Raw genomic sequence first — 20,413 nt, 5'->3', positions numbered from 1 at the left:
TCGTCTCTTGCCCAATGCTACTGGTTGTCCGAAGTGCGCCGACGCTGCTCCAGCGCCACCCGCACCCCGGCGGAGCGCGCCCTGAGCAGTCCGGTGCGCTCACTCGTACTCGTCCTGACCATGCTCATCGCCGAGCGGAAGCGGCGCAAGCCCCTGGATACCGCAATGAGGAGAACGGCCAGCAGAACCAGGCCCACGACGGCGAGCACGATGCTCGGCAGGTACGACACGGCGTCACCCTACTGGCTCAAGGTTGACGGAAGGTGACGAGCCCGCGCCAGCGCGTCGGCGGCCCGGCGACGGGCCGCTTCGGCCAGGTCAGGCGGGCTTTCCACCCGCGCGTCCCCGCCGAGGCTGAGCACGAGACGCACCATCCAGGACTCGTCTCCGTACCGCATCCGCACCCGCAGCCGCCCGCCCGGCAGCTCGGCGAGCTCCTCGCACGGGTAGTACTCCGCCACCCAGCGCGCGTCGGGGTCGAGCACCAGCTCCGCGGCACGCTGGCCGGGGCGCGCGGCGAACACCCCGTCGGTCAGGTCGGTGGGCCGGGCCGTGGGCGGCGGCGCGGCCGGCTCGTCGAGCACCCGCACGTCGTCGATCCGGTCGAGGCGGAACAGCCGCACGCCCTCGGCCCGGCGGCACCACGCCTCCAGGTAGCCGACGGCCTGCACGATCAGCAGCCGCATCGGGTCGACGGTCCGCTCGGTGATCTCGTCGCGCGACGCGGTGTAGTACCGGATGCGCAGCGCCCGCTTCGCCTGCAGCGCCCGCTGCACGACACCGCGGGTGTGCGCGGTCTTCTCCCCCTCGCGGACGCCGAGGCCGACGACGACCCCGGACGGCTGCGCCTGCCCCGCGGCGGACTCGATCTTGGCGATCGCGCGGCGCACCGCGTCGGTGTCGAGCAGACCCGGCGTCTCGGCGAGCGCCCGCAGCGCGACCAGCAGCGCGGTGGCCTCCCCGCCGGTCAGCCGCAGTGGCCGGTTCATCCCGGCGTCGAACGTGACCGTGACGGTGTCCCCGGCGAAGGACAGGTCGATCAGGTCGCCCGGCCCGTAGCCGGGCAGCCCGCACATCCACAGCAGCTCCAGGTCGCGGCGCAGCTGTTTCGGGGTGACGCCGAAGTCCCGTGCCGCGTCGTCGATGCGGATGCCCGGGCGGGCGAGCAGGTACGGCACCAGCGCGAGCAGGCGCGGCATCCGGTCGGTGGCGGTGGTCATGCGGGCGCGTCCTCCCCCGTGATGGCGCGCAGCCGCTCGTGCACGGCCTTGGCCAGCACGTCCGGTTCGAGCACCAGCACGTCCGGGCCGTGCCCGGCGATCCAGTCCGCCGCGCTCTCCGGGTAGTACAGCTCCAGCTCGGCGAGGTCGCCCTCGATGCCGTCGACCGTCAGGCGCCCGGTCAGCTTCGCGCGCCGCCGCACGCCCGCCGCGCGGCGATCGGCGATCCACAGCTTCGCGGTGGCGACCGGTGCCGGTTCGGTGCCGCCGCTGCTGCCCGCGACGAACTCCAGCAGGTTCACGTCCGCCGGCCGGTCCACCTCGCCGGGCGCGCCGACCGTGCGCACCTCCCCCACGATCCGCGACAGGCGGAAGCAGCGGGGCGCGCCGCGGTCGCGGTCGTGCCCCACCACGTACCAGCGGGCGCGCCACGACACCACGCCCCACGGTTCGAGGGTGCGGGTGAGCCGTTCCGGCGAGCCGGAGCGGCGGTAGTCGAAGCACACCGCCTGCCGCCGCTGCACGGCCGCGAGCAGGGGCGAGAACGCGGGCTCGGTGCGCACCCGGGACTCGACGACCGGCGGCGCCGTGTGGTCGACCTCCACGCCCGCCGCCCGGAGCTTGACCAGCGCGCCCTGCGCCTGCCCGGTGAGCTCGGGCGAGTCCCACAGGCGCACGGCGAGCCCGACCGCGGCGGCCTCGTCGGGCGCCAGCTCGATCTCGCCCAGCTCGTAGTCGCGGCGCGCGATGCGGTAGCCGTCGCTGGGGTCGAACACCGAGTTGCGGCCGACCTCCAGCGGGATTCCTAGCTCGCGCAGCTCGGTCTTGTCCCGCTCGAACATGCGCGAGAACGCCTCGTCGCTGGCCGCGTCGGCGTACCCGGGCACGATTCCGCGGATCCGCTCGGCGGTGAGGTACTGCCGGGTGGACAGCAGGGCCAGCACGAGGTTGACCAGGCGCTCGGCGCGGGCGGTGGACACGGAGAACACAGTAGCCCGCCTCCGCGCGGCCCCGGCGGAGGTCCGGCCATTACACGCCGTAAATTTCGAACTCATGACCGAACGAACGCTGTTGATCACCGGTGCGTCCCGGGGACTGGGGGCCGCGACGGCCCGGCGGGCGGCGGCCGCGGGCTGGCGCCTGGTGCTGGTCTCCCGGTCGGCGGAAAGCCTGGCGCCGCTGGTCGCGGAGCTGGGACCGGAGCGGACGCTGGCGGTGGCGGCGGATGTGGCCCAGTGGAGCGAAATCTCCGGCGCCGTCGCCGCGGCCCGGGAGCGGTTCGGGCGGCTGGACGCGGCGTTCGCGAACGCCGGGCAGATGCTGCCGGTGTCGTTCTTCGGCAACGGCGGCACCGATCCCGAGCAGTGGCGGGAGATGGTGCTGACGAACGTGTACGGCACGGCGATCACCGCCCGCGCGGTGCTGCCCGCGCTCGCGGAGACCCGCGGTCACCTCGTCCTGACCGGTTCGGTCGCCGGGCGGCACATCCGCCGCGCGAACCTGTACTCGGCGACGAAGTGGGCGGTGACGGGCCTCGCGGGGTCGATCCGCGAGGAGGCCGTCGGCACCGGCGTGCGGGTCACGCTGCTGCAGCCGGGCATCGTGGAGACCGACCTGATCTACGAGGAGATGCGGCGCAAGCCGATGCTCGACCCCGACGACGTCGCCCGCGCCGTCTGCTACGCCCTCGACCAGCCGCCGTCGGTGGACGTGAACGAGATCGTCCTGCGTCCGACCGGTCAGGAGCTGTAGGACTGCTCAGCCCCGGCGGGCCAGGCCGTCGAGCATCAGGTCGAGGGTGAAGCCGAACCGGTCGTGGCCCTCGCCCGCGGTGAGCTCCACGGCATGGCGCGTGGTGTGGGGGAAGGTCGCGGCGGGCAGCGCGGTCAGCCGCTGTCGCAGCTCCTCCCGGTCGAGGACCCACACGGCGTCGTCCTGCGTGGCCCGCTGCCGCGCCACCGACACTTCGAGGCAGTAAGCCGCCACGTACAGCAGGAGGGCGTCGACGGCCCAGGCCGCGGCCTGCGGCGCGACCCCGCCGGCGAGCAGGATCGCCAGCATCCCCTCGCCCACCCGCAGGATGTCGACGTTGGTGGGGGCCATCGCGAACGCGGCGCGCGAGATGCCGGGGTACTTCAGGTACTGGTCACGCAGCCGCCCGCACACGCCGCGGACCTGCTCCCGCCAGGCCGCCGGATCGGGCTCGGGGAGGACCAGCTCGGCACACAACCGCCCGATGAGCAGCTCGTCGAGGTCGGCCTTGTTCACCACGTGGGCGTAGAGCGAGGCGGGCCCGGTGTCGAGCGCCGTGGCCAGCCGCCGCATGGTCAGCGCCTCGTAGCCCTCCGCCGCGACGAGCCCGAGCGCGGTGTCGACGACCAGGTCCACGGTGATCGGGGCCTTGCGGCGCCGCGGTCCGGTGCTCTCGGCGGCCGACGGCTGGTGACGCGCCGCGCGTCGCTCTCGGGGGTTCACGGGGCCACTATAACTTGACACGAACACCGTTCGTAAGTAGAACGGCGTTCGTGATGGAGACGGACTCAGACGTGACCGTGGTCGGCGCCGGGCCGGTGGGCCTCGTGCTCGCCGCGGAGCTGGCGCTCGCCGGGGCGACGGTGCAGGTGCTCGAACGGCGGGCCGAGCCGGACCAGGCGATGAAGGCGCAGGGGATCACGGTGCCGACGGCCGTGACCCTCGACCGGCGTGGCCTGCTGCCCGCCGCCGAACAGGTGCAGCGGGAGGCGCTCGAACGGATGAGCTCGCCGGCGGGTGACGGGCGGGCCGCCGGGTCGCGGTTGACCGGGCACTTCGCGGGCATGGTCCTCGACGCCGACCTCGTGGACTGGTCCGATCCCGACCTCGCCGCCTACGCCACGGCCGGCGGGACGCGGATCGTGCCGCAGCCCCGGCTGGAGGCACTGCTCGCCGAGCACGTCGCCCGGCTCGGCGTCCCGGTGCACCGCGGGGTGGAGGTCACCGCGCTCGACGACACGGGTGACGGCGTGGTCGTCGGCACCACAGCCGGTGGCGTGCGCACCGGTTGGCTGGCCGGCTGCGACGGCGGCCACAGCACCGTGCGCCGCCTGGCGGGCATCGCCTTCCCCGGCACCGATCCGGAGCTCACGGGCTACCAGGCGGTGGCCGACATCGCCGATCCGCGGAAGCTCACCGAGGGCTGGGTGTGGTCGTCCCGCGGCACGTACCGCTACGGGCCGCAGCCCGGCCGCCTGGTCACGCTGGACTTCGACACCTCGTTCGCCGACCGCTCGGCGCCCGTCACCCTCGAAGAGGTGCAGGCCAGCCTGCGCCGGGTCTCGGGCACCGACGTCACGCTGACCGCATTGCGCGCCACGCCGACCCGCTGGAGCGACAACACCCGCCAGGCCGCGGCCTACCGGTCCGGACGGGTCCTCCTCGCCGGTGACGCCGCGCACGTGCACCCGCCGTTCGGCGGGCAGGGGCTCAACCTCGGGGTCGGCGACGCGATGAACCTCGGATGGAAGCTCGGCGCCGTGGTCGCGGGATGGGCCTCCGAAGAGCTGCTCGACACCTACGAGACCGAGCGCCGTCCGGTCGGCGCCTGGGTGCTGGACTGGACCCGGGCCCAGATCGGGATCCTGCGCGGCGACGCCAAGTCGGCCGCACTGCGGGCAGTCGTCGCCGATCTGCTGGCCACCCGCGACGGCACCACGTACGCGGTCAAGCAGACCCTCGGCGTCACGCACCGCACCGACCTGCCCGGCGAGCACCCGCTGACCGGCCGCCTCGTGCCGGACCTGCGGCTGGCCGACGGCTCCCGGCCGGCCGACCACAGCCACGACGGCGGGTTCCTGCTGCTCGACCGCACTCCGGACGGCACGTTCGCGCGGATCGCGACGGCCTGGACCGGACGGGTGCACAGCGTCACCGACGAGCCCGCCACCCCGGCCGGGGTGCTGGTGCGCCCCGACGGCGTGGTGGCCTGGGCCACCGACACCGCCGATCCCGCGGGCCTCGACGCCGCCCTGCACCGGTGGGCCGGCGCGCCGGCACACTCACCCGCGGCCTGAAAGCTCTTTCCCGCTCACGCCGCCGCGGCCAGTCCCCTGTTCCGGATCGTGCCCCTCCTCCGGATCTTCCCGAGGAGGGGACGCCCGGATCTACAGCGAGCTGATCAGCCGGTCGACGCGCTCGTCCACGGCACGGAACGGGTCCTTGCACAGCACGGTGCGCTGCGCCTGGTCGTTGAGCTTCAGGTGCACCCAGTCGACCGTGAAGTCCCGCCCGGCCGCCTGCGCGGCGGCGATGAAGTCGCCCCGCAGCTTGGCCCGGGTGGTCTGCGGCGGGGTGTCCTTCGCCAGCTCGATCTCGCCGTCGTCGGTGATGCGCCGCACCAGGCCCTTGCGCTGCAGCAGGTCGAAGATGCCCCGGCCACGGCGGATGTCGTGGTAGGCCAGATCGAGCTGCGCCACCCGCGGGCTGGACAGGTCCAGGTTGTGCTTGTCGCGGTAGCGCTCCACCAGCCGGTGCTTGATCGCCCAGTCGATCTCGGTGTCGATCTTCGAGAAGTCCTGCTGCTCGACCGCGTCCAGCGCCCGGCCCCACAGCTCGATCACGCGCTCGGCGACCGGGCCGGAGTCGTTGGCCTTCACGTGCTGCACCGCGCGGCCGTAGTACTCGCGCTGGATGTCCAGCGCCGACGCCTCCCGGCCACCGGCCAGCCGCACCGGGCGGCGCCCGGTCAGGTCGTGGCTGATCTCCCGGATCGCGCGGATCGGGTTGTCCAGCGTGAAGTCCCGGAACTGCACGCCCTGCTCGATCATCTCCAGCACCAGGTGCGCGGTGCCGACCTTGAGCAGCGTGGTCGGCTCGGCCATGTTCGAGTCGCCCACGATGACGTGCAGCCGCCGGTACCGCTCGGCGTCGGCGTGCGGCTCGTCGCGCGTGTTGATGATCGGCCGCGAGCGCGTGGTGGCGCTGGAGACGCCCTCCCAGATGTGCTCCGCCCGCTGGGACAGGCAGTACACGGCGCCACGCGGGGTCTGCAGGACCTTGCCCGCGCCGCAGATGAGCTGCCGGGTCACCAGAAAGGGCAGCAGCACATCCGCGATCCGCGAGAACTCACCCGCACGGGTGACCAGGTAGTTCTCGTGGCAGCCGTAGGAGTTGCCCGCGGAGTCGGTGTTGTTCTTGAACAGGAAGATGTCGCCGCCGATGCCCTCGTCGGCGAGCCGCCGCTCGGCATCCACGAGCAGGTCCTCGAGGATGCGCTCCCCGGCCTTGTCGTGGGTGACCAGCTGCACCAGGTCGTCGCATTCGGCCGTCGCGTACTCCGGGTGCGAGCCCACGTCCAGGTAGAGCCGGGAGCCGTTGGACAGGAACACGTTGGAGGAGCGCCCCCACGACACGACCCGCCGGAACAGGTACCGGGCGACCTCGTCCGGCGAGAGCCGGCGCTGCCCGTGGAAGGTGCACGTGACCCCGAACTCGGTCTCGATGCCAAAAATCCGCCGCTGCATCTCTCAATGCTAGGCGCTTTCGACCCCGCAGCGGTGCGCCGTTCGGGCGGCGACACGCCGTGATCATCGAAACGACCACGCTCACCTGCGGCGCCGGGCCCGCGACACGGCTCCGGCCCCGGAATTTTCCGGGGCCGGAGCCGTCGTCACAGCGGCGGGGTCAGCTCGCGCTGTCGCCGTTCTGCGGCTGCTCGCCGCCTTCGGCCTTGTCTCCGCTCTCGGCTTCGGGCTCCGGCGCGGGCAGCAGCGCGTCGAGCGCGGCGCCGGTGATGCGCCGGAAGGCCCGCCGCGGGCGGTTGCGGTCGAGCACCGCGACCTCCAGCTTCACCGGTTCGCTCTCGCCGTTGTTCGGCGAGGTCGAGCGCAGCGTGCGCACCGCCATCGGCAGCACCTGCTCCAGCTCGGCGTCCTCCTCGAACTCCTCCTTGAGCTTGTTGATGATGGGCTCGGTCTGCCCGCCCATCACCACGAACTGCGGCTCGTCGAAGATCGACCCGTCGTAGGTCAGCCGGAACAGCTGGTCGTCGGCCGAGGTGGCGCCGACCTCGGCCACGCAGATCTCCACCTCGTACGGCTTGAGCTGCTCGGTGAAGATGCTGCCCAGCGTGGCGGCGTACGCGTTGGCCAGCGCGCGGGCGCTGACGTCGCGGCGGTCGTACTGGTAGCCCTTGAGGTCGGCGTGCCGGATGCCGGCGACCCGCAGGTTCTCGAACTCGCTGTACCGGCCAACGGCCGCGAAGCCGATGCGGTCGTAGATCTCGGAGAACTTGTGCAGCGTCGTCGACGGGTTCTCGGCCACGAACAGCAGGCCACCCGCGTACTTCAGCACGACGACACTGCGCCCGCGCGCGATGCCCTTGCGAGCGAGCTCCGAGCGCTCGCGCATCAACTGCTCGGGAGAGGCGTACAGCGGCATCGTCACGGTGACGGCTCCAAAGTGCTCGGTGGAACGGGAAGGGAACGCGGGGGCGGGCTAGCTGCGGCCGGACGCGGCCTGCTCGCGGCGGCCCTGGACGACCGCCTCGGCCACCGCCGACGTCTGGTCGGCGGGCACCTGCTCGGCACCGCGCTCGGCGGTGATGGTGACGACCGTCGGGAAGATCCGGCGCACCAGGTCCGGCCCGCCGGTGGCCGTGTCGTCGTCCGCCGCGTCGTAGAGCGCCTCGACCGCGGTGCGCACCGCGGCCTCCTCCGAGGCGTCCGGGTCGTACAGCTTCTTCAGCGACGACTTCGCGAACAGCGAGCCGGAGCCGATGGCGTGGTAGCCCGAGCGCTCCTCGTACCGGCCGCCCGCGACGTCGTAGGACACGATGCGCCCCGCCCGCTTCGGGTCGTCGGCCTCGATGTCGTAGCCCACGAACAGCGGGAGCACGGCCAGCCCCGCCATCGCCGCGTCGAGGTTGCCCTTGACCATGGTGGCGAGCTTGTTCGTCTTGCCGTCCAGCGACAGCGGGACGCCCTCGATCTTCTCGTAGTGCGCCAGCTCCACGGCGTAGAGCCGGACCAGCTCGATCGCCAGCCCCGCCGTGCCCGCGATGCCGACCGCGGAGTACTCGTCGGTGACCGCGACCTTGTCCATGTCGCGCGAGGCGATCAGGTTGCCCGAGGTGGCCCGCCGGTCGCCGGCGATCAGCACCCCGCCGGAGAAGCTCACCGCGACGATCGTGGTGCCGTGCGGCGCGTCCACCCCGGCGCCCGCCGCGCCCGGCGTCTGCCGGTGCCACGGGAGCAGGTCAGGCGCCTGCATCCGCAGGAACTCCGCGAAGGACGACGTGGTGGTCGAGAAATAGGCTGCGGGCAGCGAAGAACCCGAAGAGCCCGGCGTGTTGTCCATACGTGCTCGTGATTCCCATCAACTTCAGGTCAGTGGGCGGACGGTGCGGGGAGAACTGGGGCCGGACGGGCTACTGCCCGCCCTTCTGCACGTAGGCCCGCACGAAGTCCTCGGCGTTCTCCTCGAGCACGTCGTCGATCTCGTCCAGGATCGTGTCGACGTCCTCGCCGAGCTTCTCGCGGCGCTCCTGACCGGCCGGTGCGCCCTCGAGCTCCTCGTCGGAGTCGCCGCCGCCGTGCTTTTCGATCTTTTCCTGAGCCATCTCGCCTCCCGGTGAGCTGTTGGGTCCAGACTACCCAGTGGGAACGACAATCGGGGCACACGCAAGGACACGGCTTGGCGCGGATCAGTCGCTGGCGGTGAGGGCCTCGACGAGCTCCTCGGCCGTCGCCGACGCCTCCAACAGCTTCCCGACGTGCGCTTTCGTGCCCCGCAGGGGCTCCAGCGTGGGGATCCGCACCAGCGACTCCCTGCCCACGTCGAAGATGACCGAATCCCAGGACGCGGCCGCGATGGAGTTCGCGTACTTCTCCAGCGTCCGCCCGCGGAAGTAGGCGCGCGTGTCGTCCGGCGGGTTGGTGATCGCGTGCCGGACCTCGTCCTCGCTGACCAGCCGCTTCATCGAGCCGCGCGTGACCAGGCGGTTGTACAGGCCCTTGTCCAGCCGCACGTCGGAGTACTGCAGGTCGACCAGGTGCAGCCGCGGCGCGGCCCAGTTCAGCTGGTCGCGCTGCCGGTAGCCCTCCAGCAGGCGCAGCTTCGCGGGCCAGTCCAGCCGGTCGGCGCACTCCTGCGGGTCGCGGGCCAGCGCGTCGAGGATCTCGCCCCAGACCCGCAGGACCTCCTTGGACTGCTCGTCGCCGCCCTCGCGCTCCAGGTGCGCCGCCGCGAGCTCGTGGTAGGCGAACTGGATCTCCAGCCCGGTGTAGGACTTGCCGCCGGCCAGCGCGACCTTCGTCTTGAGCGTCGGGTCGTGGCTGATCTGGTGCACCGCGCGGACCGGCTCGTCGAGCTTGAGGTCGTCGAACCGCTGCCCGGCCTCGATCATGTCCAGGACCAGCGCGGTGGTGCCGACCTTGAGGAACGTGGAGTACTCGGCCAGGTTCGCGTCGCCGATGATGACGTGCAGCCTGCGGTACTTGTCCGCGTCGGCGTGCGGCTCGTCGCGGGTGTTGATGATGCCGCGCTTGAGCGTGGTCTCGAGGCCGACCTCGACCTCGATGTAGTCCGAGCGCTGCGACAGCTGGAACCCGGCCTCCTCGCCCTGCGGGCCGATGCCGACGCGGCCGGAGCCGGTGACCACCTGGCGCGAGGCGAAGAACGGCGTGAGCCCGCTGATGACGGAGGTGAACGGCGTCGACCGGTTCATCAGGTAGTTCTCGTGGGTGCCGTAGCTGGCGCCCTTGCCGTCGACGTTGTTCTTGTACAGCTGCAGGGGCGGCTGGCCGGGCACAGTGGCGGCCTTGCGCGCGGCCTCCTCCATCACCCGCTCGCCCGCCTTGTCCCAGATCACGGCGTCGCGCGCGTTGGTGACCTCGGGCGCGGAGTACTCGGGGTGGGCGTGGTCGACGTAGAGCCGGGCGCCGTTGGTGAGGATGACGTTGGCCGCGCCGAGGTCCTCGACGTCGGGGTCGTGGCCGGGCCCGCCGGGGCCGGCCAGGTCGAACCCGCGCGCGTCCCGGAGCGGGGACTCGACCTCGTAGTCCCATCTCGCCCGGCGCGCCCGCGGGATGTCGGCCGCCGCCGCGTACGCCAGCACCACCTGTGTGGAGGTGAGCACCGGGTTCGCGGTGGCGTCGCCCGGCACCGCAATGCCGTACTCGACCTCGGTTCCCATGATCCGCCGCATGTGCCAAGCCTACGCACCGCCGCGGGCGCCGGTGCGCGGCCTCCGGGTTGCGAGGCGGTAAACCACTCTCCCGTCGTAGGGTCGGCAACCGTGCGCGAAGAGCTGGTGGCCGTCTACGACGAGACCGGCCGGGTGACGGGGAGCACGACCAGGGCGGACGTGCGGGCCCGGGGGCTGTGGCACGCGACCGGCGAGGTACTGCTCCGTTCGGGCGACGGGGAAAGCGTTTACGTGCACCGGCGCTCGGCGGACAAGGACGTGTTCCCCGGCCTGTGGGACTGCTGGGCGGGCGGCGTGGTGGCCGCCGGTGAGACGCCCGAAGAATGCGCTTTCCGGGAGCTGGCCGAGGAACTGGGCGTGCGGGGCGTGGCGCTGACCCCGCTGTTCACGCACGTCTTCGAGCAGCCGCCGTTGCGGTGCCACAACTTTTGTTACGAGGCACGCTGGGACGGCCCGGTGGTGCACCAGCCCGAGGAGATCGTCGAAGGCCGCTGGCTGCCGCTCGGCGAGCTGCGCGAGTGGGCGCGGGACCCCGGCAGCCCGCTGATCCCGGACGGGCGGGCGGGGATCCTGGAGTGGTTCCGCCGCTATCCCTGAGTGGTGGGCAGCTTTCCGGCCGCCAACGGGGCGAGGCCCTTGATGGCGTCCGAGGCCCGCGTGGTGGTCGTGGCCTGCACCTGCAGTCCCGACAGCACGTGCCCGGCCGCCAGCAGCACCGTGCAGGTGCCGCTCGCGCACCAGCCGCGCACCGCCTCCGCGCCGGCGGGCAGCGGCACGGTGAGCTTCTGCCCCTCGCACTGCACGCGGGCGAGCACGTCGGCCGCGGACTCGTCGAGGTAGCCGGTGACCTGCTGGGTGAACGTCGAGCCGCTGGGGTAGGTCCAGCTCGCGCCGCGCGGGTCGCCCGCGGGCACGGCGGCGAAGCAGGCGCCGTTCTCCGCCCGCTGCGTGGCCGCGTGCACGCCCTCCCCCGCGAGGTCGCCCTTCGTCAGCACGGCGGCGGAGACCTGTTCGGCGATCGCCTGCCGGGCGCTGCTGCTCGCCGCCGCGGCCGGGTCCGCGGGCGCGCCCTGGGCGGTCGCGGGCGCCGGCGTGCTCGTGGTGGCGGGGGTGTCCGGCTTGTCGTAGTAGGTCTCGAGATCGTTGGGACGGTCGGCGCAGCCGGCCAGGCCGGTCAGCAGCACCGCGCTCAGGACCACTACCCGTCCATGACGCACCGTGTCGTTCCCCTCCGTGATCCGTGCTGGGGCGCCGAGACTAGCCCAACGCCTCACCGCCAGTGCAGAGAGGATCTCCGACCCCAGTACTCCCCCGGTGTCTCGGCGAGCGTCGCGAGCGCGCGCAGCTCCCCGTCGGCCAGGTTCAGCCCGGTGGCGCCGAGGTTCGAGGACAGCTGCGCCGGGCTCGCGGGCCCGACGAGGACGACGTCGGCCCACGGCCGGGCCAGTACCGCGGCGACGGCGACCGCGTCCGGGCCGACGCCGTGCCGGGCCGCGATCCGGCCCAGCACCGCGGGCGGTGCCACGACGAGCCTGCCGTTGGCCAGGGTTTCCTTGACCAGCACCAGGTTCCCCGCCGCGTGCGCCTCGGCGAGCGCGCGCCCGGCGGACGGTTCCAGCACGTTCCAGGTGGACTGGACGGCGGTGAAGATCGGCCGTCCCGCCACCTGGAGGTCGAAGGCCCGGCGGATCACCTCGCCCTGGCGCGGGCCGGACGTGGAGAACCCGACGCGCACGCCGTCGTCGCCGAGCGCGGACAACGCGCGTTGCAGCGGCTCGTCGGTGAACAGCGGGCTGTCGACGGTGAGCGAGTGCACCTGGTAGAGGTTGATCGCCGAACCCAGCAGCGCGCGGCTTTCCGACCACTGGCGGGAGAAGCTGCTCGCCGAGTGCTCCTTGACCTCGTGCATCGCGGCGTCCATCCGCCACGCGCCGACGTAGGTGTAGCCCCACTTGCTGGAGATCGTCAGGTCGTGGTGCTCGCGGCGGGCCAGCCAGCCGGCCAGGAACTCCTCGGCGCGGCCGTAGGAGCGCGCGACGTCGATCCAGCGGACGCCGGCCGCGTACGCCGCGTCGAGCACCGCGTAGGTGGCGCGCCGCATGGCGTCGACGTCCCGTTGCGCGGGTAGCTCCTCGGCTCTCCCCAGGTTGATGTACGCGGGCCGGCCCAGAGCGGCCAAGCCGAGTCCGATACGCAGGGCCTGCCCCTTCCCTCGCGGTGTCCCGGCGACGGGACATAAGGAAGTTCTATGTCTCGCCGTCCAGGTGGTTATACACCGTCGGCGCGCTGCCGGAGTATTTCCAACCACTGGGCGGACGACAACGCCTGCCGGTGGAGCTTTTCCAGCCGCGCCGCCGGGGCGCGCACGTACCCCTTGCCGAAGACGGGCGCGATCTGGCGCAGGCTGGCCCCCTGCTCCCGCGCGGCGAGCAGCGCCCAGTCGGAGGCATCGGCGCAGGCCGCGGAAGCGCGCCGCAGCTCGCCGAGGACGGTGATCAGGTCGTCCGCGTCCACCTGCCCGGCCGCGACGGCCTCGGCGGTCTCCTCCAGCCAGGCAAGCACGTCGGCGGCCGTGACGGGCGCGTGCGGACGGAACGGTTCGGGCTCACTCACGCAGTGAAGTATAGGCCGTTATACACCCGGCGGAGGGGTCCGACACGGCGGGCAACCCACTTCGCCGGAAAGCGTCTTCCGAACGTGCCGGGAAAGATCGTCCGCTGGTCGCGCGCGGCGGCGGCCGCGGTGGGAGTGACGGTGGTGCTCGCCCCCGTGCACGCGGTCGCGGTGCTGGCGTTCCTGTTCGCGTCCGGGCGGTACGACTCGAGCGGCCGGGGCGGCCCGTTCCGCAGCTGCACCGCGGACTCCGTGTCCTGCGAGGGACCACACGTCCCGGTGATGGCCGGATGCGCGCTGGTCGTCCTCGGCGGGCTGCTGCTCGCCGGCTGGGCGGGCCGGCGCGCGGCACGCCCCTGACACGGCGGAGGCCGCCGACCCGGGTGGATCGGCGGCCTCCGTGCAATTGTCCCGCGACCTGTCTACAGGTACTGACCGGTGTTGGTCGCCGTGTCGATGACGCGGCCCGAGTCCTGGTTCTTGCCGGTGACGAGCGTGCGGATGTAGACGATCCGCTCGCCCTTCTTGCCGGAGATCCGGGCCCAGTCGTCCGGGTTCGTCGTGTTGGGCAGGTCCTCGTTCTCCGCGAACTCGTCCACGATCGCGTCGAGCAGGTGCTGCACCCGCAGCCCGGGCTGCTTGGTCTCGAGCACCGACTTGATCGCCGACTTCTTCGCCCGGTCCACGATGTTCTGGATCATCGCGCCCGAGTTGAAGTCGCGGAAGTACAGGATCTCCTTGTCGCCGTTGGCGTAGGTGACCTCGAGGAACCGGTTCTCGTCGGTCTCCTCGTACATCCGCTCGACCGTGTGCTGGATCATCGCGTCGATCGTCGCCCGGGTGTCCCCGCCGAACTCGGCGAGGTCGTCGGCGTGGATCGGCAGGCCGTCGGTCAGGTACTTGGAGAAGATGTCCTTCGCACCCTCGGCGTCGGGCCGCTCGATCTTGATCTTCACGTCCAGCCGGCCCGGCCGCAGGATCGCCGGGTCGATCATGTCCTCGCGGTTGGAGGCGCCGATGACGATGACGTTCTCCAGCCCCTCCACACCGTCGATCTCGGCCAGCAGCTGCGGCACGATCGTGGTCTCCACGTCGGAGGACACGCCGCTGCCACGGGTGCGGAAGATCGACTCCATCTCGTCGAAGAAGACGATGACGGGGGTGCCGTTGGACGCCTTCTCCCGGGCCCGCTGGAAGATCAGGCGGATGCTCCGCTCGGTCTCGCCGACGAACTTGTTGAGCAGCTCCGGGCCCTTGATGTTGAGGAAGTACGACTTGGCCTCCGCCGCCCCGCCGTCACCACGGGCCTCGGCCACCTTCTTCGCCAGGGAGTTGGCGACCGCCTTGGCGATCAGCGTCTTGCCGCAGCCGGGCGGGCCGTAGAGCAGGACGCCCTTGGGCGGGCGCAGCTCGTACTCCCGGTACAGGTCGGCGTGCAGGAACGGCAGCTCGACCGCGTCGCGGATCTGCTCGATCTGCCGCCCGAGGCCACCGATGTCCTCGTACCGCACGTCCGGGACCTCTTCGAGCACCAGGTCCTCGACCTCGGCCTTGGGCACCCGCTCGTAGGCGTAGCCCGCCTTCGAGTCCACCAGCAGCGAGTCGCCCGGCTTGAGCGACTGCGCGGCCAGCGGGTCCGACAGCCAGACCACGCGCTCCTCGTCGGCGTGCCCGACGACCAGCGCCCGGTGCGCCCCGTTCTCGACCTCGGGAGCGAGCACCTCGCGCAACGCGCACACCTCGCCGGTGCGCTCGAAGCCGCCACCCTCGACCACGGTCAGCGCCTCGTTGAGCCGGAGCGCCTGACCACGCTGGAGCGTGTCGACCTCGACGGCCGGGGACACGGAGACCCGCATCTTCCGGCCCGCGGTGAACACGTCGACCGTGCCGTCCTCGAAGGCTTCGACGAACACGCCGTAGCCGCTGGGCGGCTGGGCGAGGCGGTCGACCTCCTCGCGGAGCGCCAGCAGCTGGCCGCGCGCCTCGCGCAGGGTCTCGACCAGTTTGCTGTTCCGCTCCGTGAGCTGCGCGATGCGCTCGGACGCCTCGGCGAGGCGCTGCTCCAGCACGCGGTTCTGGCGGGGTGAATCGGTCAGCTTCCGGCGCAGCAAGGCCACTTCCTCCTCGAGGAAGCGCATCTGCCGCGCGTAGTCGTCGGGCGTCGTTCCTGCTCCAGTCGTCTGTGAAGGGTCGGCTTCTCCATGCCGACCTCCGGGAAGGTCGTGTTGCATGTCGGCACCTCCTCGGAGTGCTTTTCATCCACGGTACCGGCGATCACCGACATGAAAAGCCCTATCCGCATCACAGGATCGGCGCGTCGGACCGGATACACGAACTCACGCCCCGCACAAGCGCCCGTCCCGGTGCCTGTGAAATCGCTCGGGGAACTACTCTCCGTAGAACCAGGGCCACGGTCGGCGGCCGACCGGGCTGTCGGCTGTTCACCCATGTCACCACCCACCCCACCCAGGCTTAACCGGACGTTCACCCGCCGAGTTCCCCGCGGAAAGGCCGCCAAACCAAGGGAAAACTCGCTGATCTTCCGGCGTGTCGCCGCCGCCGCGACGGCCGAAGGCGTGCTGTCGCCCCGGGTGAGCGCTTTCCGGAGGGGGGCCGGGAAGGGCTTCCACCGGGGCGCGCGGTGACGCGCGGCACCCGTCGGGGGCGATCACGAACGCGGGCGCGACGCTACGATCCTTGCGCCCGGGCGAATTCAGCCAGCGGGAGAACCGGACGGGGTCCCGGCGCGTCGTACCAGCACCGGCCCGAGGAAGCGACAGGGGGCGAACAGCTCATGACCCACCCGCCGACCGGCCCCGCCGGCCGTCCGGGACCGTACGGGCCGCCGGGCGGCCAGTACCCGCAGGGCCCGCAGTACGGGCAGGCGCCGCAGCAGTCCGGGCCGCCTCCGCAGCAGTTCGACGCGTGGAAACCCGCGCCCGCCGGGTCGCCCAGTCTCGAAGGTCCCGTCGGCGAGCCGCCGAAGAAGCGGCGGACCGGGCTGGTCGCGGGCATCGTCGCGGCCGTGGTCGTGGTGGTCGCCGGTGGCGTGACCGCACTGGTGCTGCTCACCGGGAACGACGGCGGCGGGAGCAGCGCGGCCGCCCCGGGCGCCGCGACGCCCAGTTCGAGCGCGCAGACGGCGCCGGGCGCCAGTCCGGCGGCGCTGGCGCAGGCGGCGGTCGACTCGCTCAACGACCGCAGCGCGTCCCAGTACGCGACGCTGGTGTGCTCGGCGCCCGACCAGGCCGACCTGGCGAACCTGCAGCAGCAGTGGACCTCGGCCACCGACCTGCACGGCAGCGTCACCGGTTCGCCCCAGGTCAGCGGTACCACCGCCACCGTCGAGGTCACGGTGACCTATAACGGACAGACACAGAGCTCCAAGATCCCGATGAAGCAGCAGGGCCAGAAGTGGTGCATCGATGAGTCCTGACGCCACCACCGGCCCGGCTCCCCGCACGACCCGAAGGGGCGAGTCCGCATGACCTATCCGCCGCAGCAGCCCGGCCAGTGGGGCCCGCAGGATCCCTACGGTCAGCAGGGCCAGCAGGGTCAGTGGGGCCAGCAGCACGACCCCTACGGGCAACAGGGGCAGCAAGGCCAGCAGGGGCAGTGGGGCCAGCAGCAGAACCCGTACGGCCAGCAAGGTCAGCAGGGCCAGTGGGGGCAGCAGCCCGGCGGCGCGTACCCGCCCAGCGGGCCGCAGCAGCAGCCGGGCGGCGCGTACCCGCCCAGCGGGCCGAACCCGCAGCCCGGCTACCCGGGCGCCCCGGCGCAGCAGTACGGGCAGTACCCCGGCTACAGCCAGTTCCCCGACGGCCCCGGTGAGCCGCCGAAGAAGCGGACCGGCCTGATCATCGGGATCATCGCGGCCGTGGTCGTGCTGGTCGGCGGCGGCGTGACCGCGCTCATCCTGCTCACCGGCAAGGACGACAAGGGCACCGCGGCGCCCCCGCCCAGCCAGGCCGCGCCGGCCCCGAGCAGCGCGCGGCCCAGCGCCAGCGCCAGCAAGCTCTCGCCCAGCTCGCGCGCGAGCAGCGGCACCCCGGCGGTCGGCGGCAAGGCGACGCCCGAGGAGACCGCGCAGGCGGTGGCCCAGGCGTACGACAACGCCGACCGGCAGGGCCTGCAGGACACGGTGTGCCTGAGCACCGGCCAGACCGCGCCGGAGATCCCGGCCGGGCTCACGGTGACGATCAACGGCGCCGCCGAGACCGACGGCGACACCGCGCTCGTCCCGGCCACCGCGAAGGGCCCCGGTGGCACCAAGGACTTCGAGATCGGCCTCAAGAAAGAGGGCGGCGTCTGGTGCTACGCGGGGGACAAGACCAGCTGAGCGCAGGCGGGCTCAGGCCAGCCTGGAGCGGCGCTGCGGCCGGGGCGGCGTGACACCGTCGGCGAGGCGGCGGGTGGTCAGCAGGAACGCGGTGTGCGCCACCATCCGGTGCTCCGGCCGCACCGCGAGCCCGACCACGTGCCACGGGCGCTGCATCGTCTCCCACGCCTCCGGTTCCGTCCAGCCCTGCTGCTCCCGCAGCGCCTCGGTCACCGTGGACAGCTGGGTCACCGTCGCGACGTAGACCACCAGCACGCCGCCGGGCACGAGGTTCGCGTGCACCGTCGGCAGCACCTCCCACGGCGCCAGCATGTCCAGCACCACCCGGTCCACCTCGCCGGTGTGCGTCTTGAGGTCCGCCACCCGCAGGTCCCAGTTCGCCGGCCTGCCGCCGAAGAACCGGTCCACGTTCTTCACCGCGTGCTCGGCGTGGTCGTCGCGCACCTCGTAGGAGGTCACGCTGCCCTCGGGCCCCACCGCCCGCAGCAGCGAGCACGTCAGCGCCCCCGAACCGGCGCCCGCCTCCAGCACCCTGGCGCCCGGGAAGACGTCGCCCCACATCACGATCTGCGCCGCGTCCTTGGGGTAGATCACCTGCGCGCCGCGCGGCATGGACAGCACGTAGTCCGCCAGCAGCGGGCGCATCGCCAGGTACGACGTGCCGCCGGCGGACGTGATCACCGAGCCCTCCGGCCGGCCGATGAGCTCGTCGTGCCGCAGCGCGCCGCGGTGGGTGTGGTACTCCTCCCCCTCGGCCAGCACCAGCGTGTAGTGCCGTCCCTTGGGGTCGGTCAACCGCACCCGGTCACCAGGACGGAACGGCCCGCTCACGAAACCTCCAGATCGTCGCCGAAAGCAGCGACCGATCCTTTCAGACCCGGCGGGGCGCGGTTCAGCGGGGACGGTGGGCGAGCGCGGCGCGCAGGTCCTCCCGCCGCAGCACGCCCGCGGGCCGCCCCTCGTCGTCGACGACGAGGAACTGCCACGCCGCGGTCTCCCGCACGCGCTCGGCGATCTCCTCCCCCGGCTCGGACGCCAGCAGCACCGTCTCCGCGCGGATCGGCTCGGCCGCCAGCTCCGCGGGCGCCTGCGGCGACTCGGCCGCCAGCCGCTGCGCGCCGGTCTCGTCGAGCAGCCCCGCCGCGACGCCGTCCGCGCGCACCAGGACCACCCCGCGGCCCGCGGACGCGGCCAGCGCGTCCGACACCGGGCTCTCCGCGGGCAGCTGCAGCACGGGCCGCACCAGGTCGGTGACCACGAGCCCGTCGGGCCAGCTGCGGTTCTGCTCGGCCGCCAGCTCCCCGCCCGCGCCGACGGCCACGAACCACGCCGTGACGACGCAGACGCCCAGGCGCAGCCAGCGGTCGGCACTGCCGGACGCCATCCCGAAGACCGCCCACAGCAGCAAGGCCGCGGCGACGAGCCCGCCGCCGACGACCGCCGCGCGCGTGCCGCGGGCGCGGGTGCCGGTGAGCGCCCACACCCCGGCCCGCAGCATCCGGCCGCCGTCCAGGGGCAGGCCGGGCAGCAGGTTGAACACGCCGACCGCGAGGTTCGCCACCGCGCACTCGGCGACCAGCAGCCACGCCGACGTCTGCTCCGGCACCGCGAGCAGCAGCAGCCCGCACAGCACCGCGAGCAGCACCGACACGACCGGTCCGGCCGCGGCGACCAGCCCCTCCTGCCCGGGGCGGCGTGGCGTGCGGGCCACTTCGGACAGGCCGCCGAGCAGGAACAGCCGCAGCCGCCGCACCGGGATGCCCATCCGCAGCGCGACGACGCAGTGCCCGAGCTCGTGCGCCAGCACCGACAGCCCGAGCAGCAGCGCGAACGCGGCCGCCAGCACCCAGGAGGTGGCCGTGCCCGCCTCGGGCAGCAGCCGCCCGACCATGGGCGCGTAGAGGACCACGACCACCAGCGAGCCGATCCACCACGACGGGGCGAGCAGCACGGGCACGTCCTGGACGCGGAACAGCAGCAGCCCGCCGTCGGCGGCGGTGAGGAACCGCCTCGGCCGGCTGTGCGGGTGCTCGCTGGTCAGGGACATGCCACCCAGCCTAAAGGCCGGGGTGTGGGAGTTGCGTGACGGCGGGTCTCACCCCCGGTGACCGCGGAGGCGGCGTGGCAGCTCCCGGAACTGTCGGTGCCCTGCCTTAGGGTGCAGGACATGCAGGCAGCCGAAGATCAGCAGACGGCGACCGCGACCCCGGCCACCACCGTGCGGCGGCCGGCGCTGTCGCCGTCGCGGGCGAGCGACTTCAAGCAGTGCCCGCTGCTCTACCGGTTCCGGGCGGTCGACAAGCTGCCCGAGGTGCCCACCAAGGCGCAGCTGCGCGGCACGCTCGTGCACTCGGTGCTGGAGCGGCTGTTCGCGCTGCCGCAGCCGGACCGGGTGCCCGAGCGGGCGAAGGAGCTGCTGGCCCCGGCGTGGGCGGAGCTGTCCGGGGAGCGCCCGGAGTGGGCGCAGCTGTTCGCCGCGGAGGACGCCGGGCAGGTGGCCGACTGGCTGAGCGGGGCGGAGAAGCTGCTGGACCGCTACTTCGCGCTGGAGGACCCGCGGCGCCTGTCGCCCGAGGCGTGCGAGCTGCACGTGGAGATCGAGCTGGACTCCGGGGTCCGGCTGCGCGGGTACGTCGACCGGCTGGACGTGGCGCCCACCGGCGAGCTGCGGGTGGTCGACTACAAGACCGGGGCCGCGCCGCGGGAGATCGGCGAGGCCAAGGCCCTGTTCCAGATGAAGTTCTACGCGGTGGTGCTGTGGCGCCTGCGCGGGGTCGTGCCCCGGCAGCTGAAGCTCATGTACCTCACCGACGGGCAGTCGCTGGCGTACACGCCGGACGAGCCGGAGCTGCGCCGCTTCGAGCGCACGCTGGAGGCGATCTGGCAGGCCATCCTGCGTGCCGGGAAGACCGGGGACTTCCGGCCCAACCCCGGCAGGCTGTGCGACTGGTGCTCGCACCAGGCGCTGTGCCCGTCGTTCGGTGGCACGCCGCCGGAGTACCCGGGCTGGCCCGAGCCCGACCCGGGTGTGGAGACCCTGCTGGACCGAGCGGACTGAGC

At 72.7% G+C, this 20,413-nt stretch carries 22 protein-coding genes; 7 read left to right on the top strand and 15 right to left on the bottom strand.

Annotated features, from left to right (window positions below):
• Positions 1-17: 17 nt before the first annotated feature.
• From FHX82_RS20180 to FHX82_RS20170, 3 genes are read right to left on the bottom strand one after another with little or no spacing between them, the layout of a single operon-like run.
• Positions 18-230, bottom strand: coding sequence for a bacteriophage holin (locus tag FHX82_RS20180; RefSeq protein WP_145936184.1), 213 nt, complete (start codon positions 228-230; stop codon positions 18-20).
• A gap of 9 nt (positions 231-239) precedes the next feature.
• The gene (locus tag FHX82_RS20175) at positions 240-1,220 is read right to left on the bottom strand and encodes a helix-turn-helix transcriptional regulator (RefSeq protein ID WP_145936185.1); all 981 of its coding nucleotides are present in this window, start codon (positions 1,218-1,220) and stop codon (positions 240-242) included.
• Positions 1,217-2,200, bottom strand: a complete 984-nt coding sequence (locus tag FHX82_RS20170) for a helix-turn-helix transcriptional regulator (RefSeq protein WP_145936186.1) — start codon at positions 2,198-2,200, stop codon at positions 1,217-1,219. The genes FHX82_RS20175 and FHX82_RS20170 overlap by 4 nt, the downstream gene beginning before the upstream one ends.
• 73 nt (positions 2,201-2,273) lie before the next feature.
• Between FHX82_RS20170 and FHX82_RS20165 the strand changes: the two genes are divergently transcribed.
• Positions 2,274-2,972 carry an SDR family oxidoreductase gene (locus FHX82_RS20165; protein ID WP_145936187.1) on the top strand — a complete coding sequence of 233 codons (699 nt, stop codon included), beginning with the start codon at positions 2,274-2,276 and terminating at the stop codon, positions 2,970-2,972.
• Between the two features lie 6 nt (positions 2,973-2,978).
• On the opposite strand, the gene FHX82_RS20160 is transcribed toward FHX82_RS20165, so the two are convergent.
• Positions 2,979-3,695 (bottom strand): TetR/AcrR family transcriptional regulator, encoded by a 717-nt coding sequence (locus tag FHX82_RS20160; RefSeq protein ID WP_145936188.1) that lies wholly within the window; start codon positions 3,693-3,695, stop codon positions 2,979-2,981.
• A gap of 53 nt (positions 3,696-3,748) precedes the next feature.
• On the opposite strand from FHX82_RS20160, the gene FHX82_RS20155 reads away from it, so the two are divergent.
• The gene (locus FHX82_RS20155) at positions 3,749-5,269 is read left to right on the top strand and encodes an FAD-dependent monooxygenase (protein WP_145936189.1); all 1,521 of its coding nucleotides are present in this window, start codon (positions 3,749-3,751) and stop codon (positions 5,267-5,269) included.
• A gap of 90 nt (positions 5,270-5,359) precedes the next feature.
• On the opposite strand, the gene pafA is transcribed toward FHX82_RS20155, so the two are convergent.
• The 5 genes from pafA to dop form a co-directional block, all read right to left on the bottom strand.
• Complete coding sequence (pafA, locus tag FHX82_RS20150; protein WP_145936190.1) at positions 5,360-6,718, bottom strand: Pup--protein ligase; 1,359 nt, start codon at positions 6,716-6,718, stop codon at positions 5,360-5,362.
• A 160-nt stretch (positions 6,719-6,878) separates the two neighbouring features.
• A complete protein-coding gene (prcA, locus tag FHX82_RS20145) occupies positions 6,879-7,640 on the bottom strand; it encodes a proteasome subunit alpha (RefSeq protein WP_145936191.1) in 762 nt (253 codons plus the stop codon).
• Between the two features lie 51 nt (positions 7,641-7,691).
• Entirely contained in the window at positions 7,692-8,552 is an 861-nt protein-coding gene (prcB, locus tag FHX82_RS20140) for a proteasome subunit beta (protein WP_145936192.1), read from the bottom strand.
• 70 nt (positions 8,553-8,622) lie between these two features.
• Positions 8,623-8,814, bottom strand: a complete 192-nt coding sequence (locus tag FHX82_RS20135) for a ubiquitin-like protein Pup (RefSeq protein WP_145936193.1) — start codon at positions 8,812-8,814, stop codon at positions 8,623-8,625.
• An 84-nt stretch (positions 8,815-8,898) separates the two neighbouring features.
• Entirely contained in the window at positions 8,899-10,401 is a 1,503-nt protein-coding gene (gene dop, locus FHX82_RS20130; protein ID WP_145936194.1) for a depupylase/deamidase Dop, read from the bottom strand.
• Between the two features lie 90 nt (positions 10,402-10,491).
• Between dop and FHX82_RS20125 the strand changes: the two genes are divergently transcribed.
• On the top strand, positions 10,492-10,998 hold the full coding sequence (locus FHX82_RS20125; protein WP_229880650.1) for an NUDIX hydrolase: 507 nt from the start codon (positions 10,492-10,494) through the stop codon (positions 10,996-10,998).
• On the opposite strand, the gene FHX82_RS20120 is transcribed toward FHX82_RS20125, so the two are convergent.
• The 3 genes from FHX82_RS20120 to FHX82_RS20110 all read right to left on the bottom strand — a co-directional run bounded on the left by FHX82_RS20120 (position 10,989) and on the right by FHX82_RS20110 (position 13,014).
• Positions 10,989-11,600: a hypothetical protein gene (locus tag FHX82_RS20120; RefSeq protein WP_229880647.1), complete on the bottom strand. Its 612-nt coding sequence runs from the start codon at positions 11,598-11,600 to the stop codon at positions 10,989-10,991. The genes FHX82_RS20125 and FHX82_RS20120 overlap by 10 nt on opposite strands.
• Before the next feature lie 71 nt (positions 11,601-11,671).
• Positions 11,672-12,502, bottom strand: a complete 831-nt coding sequence (locus FHX82_RS20115; RefSeq protein WP_229880710.1) for an aldo/keto reductase — start codon at positions 12,500-12,502, stop codon at positions 11,672-11,674.
• Positions 12,503-12,669: 167 nt separating this feature from the next.
• Positions 12,670-13,014 (bottom strand): hypothetical protein, encoded by a 345-nt coding sequence (locus FHX82_RS20110; protein WP_145936196.1) that lies wholly within the window; start codon positions 13,012-13,014, stop codon positions 12,670-12,672.
• 84 nt (positions 13,015-13,098) lie between these two features.
• Here FHX82_RS20110 and FHX82_RS20105 point away from each other — a divergent pair, with 84 nt between their 5' ends.
• Positions 13,099-13,374, top strand: a complete 276-nt coding sequence (locus FHX82_RS20105; RefSeq protein WP_145936197.1) for a hypothetical protein — start codon at positions 13,099-13,101, stop codon at positions 13,372-13,374.
• Positions 13,375-13,436: 62 nt separating this feature from the next.
• Here FHX82_RS20105 and arc read toward each other — a convergent pair whose 3' ends face one another.
• On the bottom strand, positions 13,437-15,245 hold the full coding sequence (gene arc, locus FHX82_RS20100; RefSeq protein ID WP_145936198.1) for a proteasome ATPase: 1,809 nt from the start codon (positions 15,243-15,245) through the stop codon (positions 13,437-13,439).
• A 563-nt stretch (positions 15,246-15,808) separates the two neighbouring features.
• Here arc and FHX82_RS20095 point away from each other — a divergent pair.
• On the top strand, positions 15,809-16,450 hold the full coding sequence (locus tag FHX82_RS20095; protein ID WP_145936199.1) for a hypothetical protein: 642 nt from the start codon (positions 15,809-15,811) through the stop codon (positions 16,448-16,450).
• A 48-nt stretch (positions 16,451-16,498) separates the two neighbouring features.
• Positions 16,499-17,353, top strand: coding sequence for a hypothetical protein (locus FHX82_RS20090; RefSeq protein WP_145936200.1), 855 nt, complete (start codon positions 16,499-16,501; stop codon positions 17,351-17,353).
• Positions 17,354-17,365: 12 nt separating this feature from the next.
• Here FHX82_RS20090 and FHX82_RS20085 read toward each other — a convergent pair whose 3' ends face one another.
• A complete protein-coding gene (locus tag FHX82_RS20085; protein ID WP_145936201.1) occupies positions 17,366-18,184 on the bottom strand; it encodes a tRNA (adenine-N1)-methyltransferase in 819 nt (272 codons plus the stop codon).
• A gap of 61 nt (positions 18,185-18,245) precedes the next feature.
• Complete coding sequence (locus FHX82_RS20080) at positions 18,246-19,400, bottom strand: site-2 protease family protein (protein WP_145936202.1); 1,155 nt, start codon at positions 19,398-19,400, stop codon at positions 18,246-18,248.
• Between the two features lie 120 nt (positions 19,401-19,520).
• Here FHX82_RS20080 and FHX82_RS20075 point away from each other — a divergent pair, with 120 nt between their 5' ends.
• Entirely contained in the window at positions 19,521-20,411 is an 891-nt protein-coding gene (locus tag FHX82_RS20075; protein WP_145936203.1) for a RecB family exonuclease, read from the top strand.
• Positions 20,412-20,413: the final 2 nt, after the last annotated feature.

This window comes from Amycolatopsis bartoniae (genome assembly GCF_014191255.1).
In the GTDB taxonomy this organism is placed as follows: Bacteria; Actinomycetota; Actinomycetes; order Mycobacteriales; family Pseudonocardiaceae; genus Amycolatopsis_E; species Amycolatopsis_E bartoniae.
The sequence above is the reverse complement of the archived record's forward strand: the minus strand, read 5'-3'. Positions and strand labels throughout refer to the sequence as shown.

What these genes read in the sequence shown, in the direction of transcription:
- FHX82_RS20155 (WP_145936189.1), top strand. Translation starts at nt 3,749, where the DNA reads ATGGAGACGGACTCAGACGTGACCGTGGTCGGCGCCGGGCCGGTGGGC.
- prcB (WP_145936192.1), bottom strand. Translation starts at nt 8,552, where the DNA reads ATGGACAACACGCCGGGCTCTTCGGGTTCTTCGCTGCCCGCAGCCTAT.
- FHX82_RS20115 (WP_229880710.1), bottom strand. Translation starts at nt 12,502, where the DNA reads ATGCGGCGCGCCACCTACGCGGTGCTCGACGCGGCGTACGCGGCCGGC.
- FHX82_RS20165 (WP_145936187.1), top strand. Translation starts at nt 2,274, where the DNA reads ATGACCGAACGAACGCTGTTGATCACCGGTGCGTCCCGGGGACTGGGG.
- FHX82_RS20095 (WP_145936199.1), top strand. Translation starts at nt 15,809, where the DNA reads ATGACCCACCCGCCGACCGGCCCCGCCGGCCGTCCGGGACCGTACGGG.
- FHX82_RS20080 (WP_145936202.1), bottom strand. Translation starts at nt 19,400, where the DNA reads ATGTCCCTGACCAGCGAGCACCCGCACAGCCGGCCGAGGCGGTTCCTC.
- FHX82_RS20175 (WP_145936185.1), bottom strand. Translation starts at nt 1,220, where the DNA reads ATGACCACCGCCACCGACCGGATGCCGCGCCTGCTCGCGCTGGTGCCG.
- FHX82_RS20090 (WP_145936200.1), top strand. Translation starts at nt 16,499, where the DNA reads ATGACCTATCCGCCGCAGCAGCCCGGCCAGTGGGGCCCGCAGGATCCC.
- FHX82_RS20135 (WP_145936193.1), bottom strand. Translation starts at nt 8,814, where the DNA reads ATGGCTCAGGAAAAGATCGAAAAGCACGGCGGCGGCGACTCCGACGAG.
- arc (WP_145936198.1), bottom strand. Translation starts at nt 15,245, where the DNA reads ATGCAACACGACCTTCCCGGAGGTCGGCATGGAGAAGCCGACCCTTCA.
- pafA (WP_145936190.1), bottom strand. Translation starts at nt 6,718, where the DNA reads ATGCAGCGGCGGATTTTTGGCATCGAGACCGAGTTCGGGGTCACGTGC.
- dop (WP_145936194.1), bottom strand. Translation starts at nt 10,401, where the DNA reads ATGCGGCGGATCATGGGAACCGAGGTCGAGTACGGCATTGCGGTGCCG.
- FHX82_RS20075 (WP_145936203.1), top strand. Translation starts at nt 19,521, where the DNA reads ATGCAGGCAGCCGAAGATCAGCAGACGGCGACCGCGACCCCGGCCACC.